The organism is Brevibacillus invocatus, from assembly GCF_003710915.1.
In the GTDB taxonomy this organism is placed as follows: Bacteria; Bacillota; Bacilli; order Brevibacillales; family Brevibacillaceae; genus Brevibacillus; species Brevibacillus invocatus.
Genome location: NZ_RHHR01000016.1, coordinates 1 through 4804 on the forward strand (window position 1 = coordinate 1; position 4804 = coordinate 4804).

A 4804-nucleotide genomic window follows, 5' to 3' on the forward strand; every position below is an offset into this window, starting at 1 on the left:
CCCGTAGAATTTGGTGAAGCTTTTTCACTGCAACGCATAAAACCATTTGTCGTGAAAGTATAGTGTGGCAATGGATTGCACAGCTATCCTTTCTTCAACCTAGCGGTCAAGCAGGAAGGGAAAAGTCTGGGGTCAAGTGTACTCCTTGACGCTAGATTTTTCCCTTCCTACACTCACAGGTGGTTGAAGAAGAGAAGAATCATATGAAAATGCGAGAATAAGGGAGAAAGACTCAAATTTTGAGGGGTTAAACCGTTATGTTGCTCGGTTAAGGACTAATCCCATGCAAACCTCTGCTCTTTCCACGGATCACCGTACATTCTTCTGTGTAACTATAAAACCAAATAAACCATTATCCTCAAGTGGATCAAAAGTTCCATCATACATGATGTACCTTTATACATCTGGTACTTTTGGTTGGGTCACATCAAAATGAAGAACATCTTTTTACTGTATCTCTCTGGATTACTTGGGTTGTTTCCTAAATCGCATGGACCCAGAATTCGACCCGCATCTTTGATGTTTTGCATCCCTTCAACTTCCGTACCTTTCCGCTCTGGCGGTTTGCAATTTTTGCAAGTAAAAATCCCCTCTCGATTGAGAAGGGCTTTGTTCTATAATTAGACAGTTTTTAAACTTCTCTTTCGCATAAAATAATATGCCACTATCATTAATACTGCTAAAACTAGAATTGAATACAATATGTTGTTGACGTTTAATACCTTGGTCGTAAGTGTTATTTCGTTATTCTGTCCAGGGAGCAAATCCCATTGGTATGTCTTAAAATTTTCCTCACTTAGTATCCTACTTGCATTATTTGACTCTGCGTTCATAGGAAGAGTTAGACTAAACTTTAAGTCAACTTGATCATACAACATGCTTCCCACCGCTTCAGCGACACCATTACTTTTTTTACTGCTTAAAGTCCTTAAATCATACCCTGCATTTAAAGTATAAGTATCATAAAACAGTCCATGTTTCACTGTAATTTCGGCCTTGTTCCTCTGCTTATCCAAGAGGGCAAACGTATTCTCAGTTTTGATTTCTTCTAGTTGATCAACATGTTTTATACCTCTAACTCCAAAGTAATTACCATCTTTATAGGTAGATACCTGAAATCCTTCTTTCAGTAAATCCTTCTTTAATCCCTCCAGTGGATTGGAATTTTGGGAAATCATAGCAGCATTTAGTGCCATTTTATAATCCAAATCAGCCGATCCATCTTCGTTCATTGTGATACGAAAATCTCCCTTAACACATCCTGTAACTAGGAATACAAACAGCAGTACTATGCCAAGATACTTTTTCAAAACCCATTCACCTCAGATGGAGTTAGTTTCTCAAGAACTAGTTTTACCTTCAGGAATTTAATTAATCATAAATGTCAATTTTAGATATTTTTTGCTAAAAGTTTCACCCGTCTAAATGCTGAATTGTCCGATAGATGTGGGGATATTGTAAAACCCGCCTCTTAATTGAGACGGGCTTTCTATCAATGTATGATTCTCTTCCACATCATATAAAAAATTAATACTTCAGGATTAAGCGAGCTTGGTGAAGCGTAAAGGGTTGATGGCTCGCCTAGCTCATTCTCAAGAAAAGGCAGTACGCTTGCATTAGGCATATATCCAGGCTCACTGACTGAGACACAGAGTACAGTTCCCTCGTTCATTGAAACACAATACCCAATTCCTGAATCATCATCTTTCCAGCAAATGCGTTCATTGATATCATCTTGAACAGACCTAATCGTTTCAAGTAGACGGTGTTTAATTTCATTTGAAACATATCCGAACTTTGCCTCGGCTGCGACGGTTTCCATTGCTGAATCATCCTCTCACTAAGATTATACTGTCCATTCCGATCCACTGTGTTTCCTCGTCATTAACCAAATTGATACGTCGCCCCTGTTGGTCAATCCATTTCACTACGCCCCACATGCTGCAGGTGGCGCCGAGCTCGCCTTTGACTGGTTTCCACCAGGTAACGGTGATTGCATAGTCTGATTTTGAAGCAGTTGCTAATACTTACTTTGCAAGTAAGCTTCAATTTGTAAGAAAAAGCGATTAACAGAAGATAATAGAATAAGTATTTGTAGTTATCGAATTTCAACAATATGGAAAATAATGATTGTATTTGCAAAAATTCAGGTGTAAAATGAAATTGTTTACAAATATTACCTAAAAAAGGAGGACATTCACATAAATCCATTTGCAACTTAGCTTAAAAAAATACTATCATTAATGTTACTATCAGTTTTATGTATTTCGAGCTTATTCCCTACGCATTCGTTTGCAGAGGAGAAACAATTAACTCAAGAAGAGACACAATTTATCATTGAAGAGATTAACAGTGATGAAATTGATAATTATCCTGACGTTAAAGCATACATAATAGATAACGGATTCGAGAGTTACTAGAAAAATGAGGACCAAACATACGGGGAGTTAGCTAAGTTATATAACTTCAAAAGCTCAAATGATCAGTCGCAATACTTAATCGAAAAAGGCATAACTGAAGAAATCGAACAAGAAATAGCAGAAAAATACAACTTAGAAAAACCAGAGCCATCAATTAGACAATACGATCAATCGATTACCGTTAAAAGATCGGTAAGTACGAATGCCATAGATGGTATGTGGTTAATGACTTGTATTGCCACTAACGATTATATTCGCTTGAGTGTAACGAATCTTAATAGTTATGTTTCTAAAGTGTCTGGGAAATTAACAAAATATAACGCCAGAGGGAGAGACTGGGTAAAAGCAGACTCCACAACGGTATATGCAAACCTTAAAGGATCAGGAGAATTTTTTAAATGGTATAAACCCCTGGGCGATGCTGTAGAGGATCGCTTTGAATATGAATTAGTTGTAGTAGAAGGTAATTTGAATTATCCGCGAAATAACATTGGAGAAAAGACGCCCTATAGGTACTATTTTGATGCAGACATTTATAAGGTGATGAAACCATTAGGTGGAGAAAGACATCATTTAGTTTCAGCGAGTTCGCTATATAATGCTGGGTTTATTTCAGATAATGCTCCAGCAATAAGAATGTTATATGAGGATCATAGAGAAACTCCAAACTGGGGTCCCGGAACTAGCGCAGATCAATACAGAGCAAAAGAACTTGAGTATTTGCTGGCTAAGGATTATACAAGCCTACTTCAAATGGAAGTTAATGATTTCCAAAAACTCTATGATTATGAAGGGCGATTTAGAAATTTACAAGTTAAATATTATGACCAATTAATAGAAGCACTGTATCTGTACGAAATATATTTTGGGGTTAGGTAAGCATAAAGGATATGACAATAAGTGCCTCCTGTTACTCGGGAGGGCTTTTTGACTTTTAAATTTGTTTAAAAACTTTCTTTATCAGAGGGATGAGTATGGAAAAACTATATATCGAACCAGGAATAGGAATCGGACCGGTAAAACTTGGTATGAGTAAAAACGAGGTTGAAGAATGTATTCGGAATTGTTCCCGAAATTTATTAAATAAATACAATAATAGTTTTTATATCGAAAAATTATATAAACTGAGCTATGATTCCTCTGATAGTGTCAATTTTATAGAGATTGATGCTATCGGATCATCTGATTTTGACTGTTTGTTTAATGAAATTAATGTATTTAAAACTAAAGCAGAAGAATTAGTTGAAGAAATTGATAAGATATCGAAATATGATCGGGAACAATGGGACTTAGGATTTACGTATCATTTTCCTGAATTAGGGTTAACTTTATGGCGACCAGTGATACGTAAAGCTGATGATTTGAAAGAAGGGTGGTTTAAAGAATTAGACCCCGAGATACAAGAAGATGAGATGAGAAATCTATATTTTCGGGTAGTATCTCTAAAATCAAAATAATTGAATCAATTTCATAAATCTGAGCCCTACGGGCTCAAGGTTTTTTGAGCATAGAAAAAGGAGTACCTCCCCAAATCTCTAATAAGTTAAGTACGACCAAAACTTATGAGAACTGGAGGTGACTCCCAATGTCCATTATAAGACAAGGAAGCGGGAATGTAAATTTCTTTGTGTAAATGGATTTTTCCATAAAGCGAGGAAATACTATATTTATCTTACCTACCAACAAGATAAGGCAATGCTGGAGAGCAACCTGAGCGGTTGGTAGGGTTCTGCTGAGGAGAGGGACTGGGAGTATAATCCCGGTCTCTTTTTTTATTCCTCAGAAGAACAAGAGCGATAAACTCCGGGGGTTTGGGGGCAGAGCCCCCATCATCACATGGCTATATCTATGGACAATCGATCATGAAATAGAATGGCAAACTGAGAAATGCATTGAGCCCAGTCACGTACAGGAATCGTCCATTTTTTAGTAATGTCCATCGTAGCTAAATATATAATTTTCCGCAAGGCATCGTCCGTAGGGTATGCGGTTTTTGTTTTCGTTATTTTTCTTAATTGACGATGATAAGCTTCCACAATGTTTGTGGTATAAATCACGTTATTGCTCCAAGCGATTCAAGAAGGATTCGTTGATGATGAAGCGGTTGCTTTCGATGCGACCCATTTTGAATCTCGTGACCGTGGAGTAGCAAAGGAAAAAAAGCCAAAGCCGGAACCGAAGAAACGCGGACGTAAAACGAAAGCAGAAAAAGAAATATACGACAAGAAAAAGCAAGAAGAAGAAGCACAAAAGTCCTTATACGAGAAATCTATTGCAGCCCAACTGGATGCCCCATTGGAAGAGCTCTTAACCCATGTCCCTTTACAGCCTGACTGGGGAATCAAGAAAAATAGTGAAGGGAAAAACGTGTTTTGGTACGGTTA

General features: G+C 37.3%; 4 protein-coding genes and 2 pseudogenes. 3 read left to right on the plus strand and 3 right to left on the minus strand.

The window, feature by feature from the left end; translation table 11 throughout:
• Nucleotides 1-620: 620 nt before the first annotated feature.
• Nucleotides 621-1310 carry a DUF3153 domain-containing protein gene (locus tag EDM52_RS12245; protein WP_122909281.1) on the minus strand — a complete coding sequence of 230 codons (690 nt, stop codon included), beginning with the start codon at nucleotides 1308-1310 and terminating at the stop codon, nucleotides 621-623.
• A 182-nt stretch (nucleotides 1311-1492) separates the two neighbouring features.
• A complete protein-coding gene (locus EDM52_RS12250) occupies nucleotides 1493-1822 on the minus strand; it encodes a hypothetical protein (RefSeq protein WP_122909282.1) in 330 nt (109 codons plus the stop codon).
• Nucleotides 1823-2645: 823 nt separating this feature from the next.
• On the opposite strand from EDM52_RS12250, the gene EDM52_RS12260 reads away from it, so the two are divergent.
• Together EDM52_RS12260 and EDM52_RS12265 are read left to right on the plus strand one after the other, a co-directional pair.
• On the plus strand, nucleotides 2646-3299 hold the full coding sequence (locus EDM52_RS12260; RefSeq protein ID WP_122909283.1) for a hypothetical protein: 654 nt from the start codon (nucleotides 2646-2648) through the stop codon (nucleotides 3297-3299).
• A gap of 89 nt (nucleotides 3300-3388) precedes the next feature.
• Complete coding sequence (locus EDM52_RS12265; protein ID WP_245996838.1) at nucleotides 3389-3877, plus strand: hypothetical protein; 489 nt, start codon at nucleotides 3389-3391, stop codon at nucleotides 3875-3877.
• A 375-nt stretch (nucleotides 3878-4252) separates the two neighbouring features.
• Here EDM52_RS12265 and EDM52_RS12270 read toward each other — a convergent pair.
• Nucleotides 4253-4477: pseudogene (locus tag EDM52_RS12270) on the minus strand (transposase); the annotation flags it as partial.
• Nucleotide 4478: 1 nt separating this feature from the next.
• Between EDM52_RS12270 and EDM52_RS12275 the strand changes: the two are divergent.
• Nucleotides 4479-4804, plus strand: a pseudogene (locus EDM52_RS12275) (IS5/IS1182 family transposase); the annotation flags it as partial.

Excerpts from the sequence above, each read along its gene's own strand:
- EDM52_RS12260 (WP_122909283.1), top strand. The coding sequence starts at position 2,646 with ATGACTTGTATTGCCACTAACGATTATATTCGCTTGAGTGTAACGAAT.
- EDM52_RS12265 (WP_245996838.1), top strand. The coding sequence starts at position 3,389 with ATGAGTATGGAAAAACTATATATCGAACCAGGAATAGGAATCGGACCG.
- EDM52_RS12250 (WP_122909282.1), bottom strand. The coding sequence starts at position 1,822 with ATGGAAACCGTCGCAGCCGAGGCAAAGTTCGGATATGTTTCAAATGAA.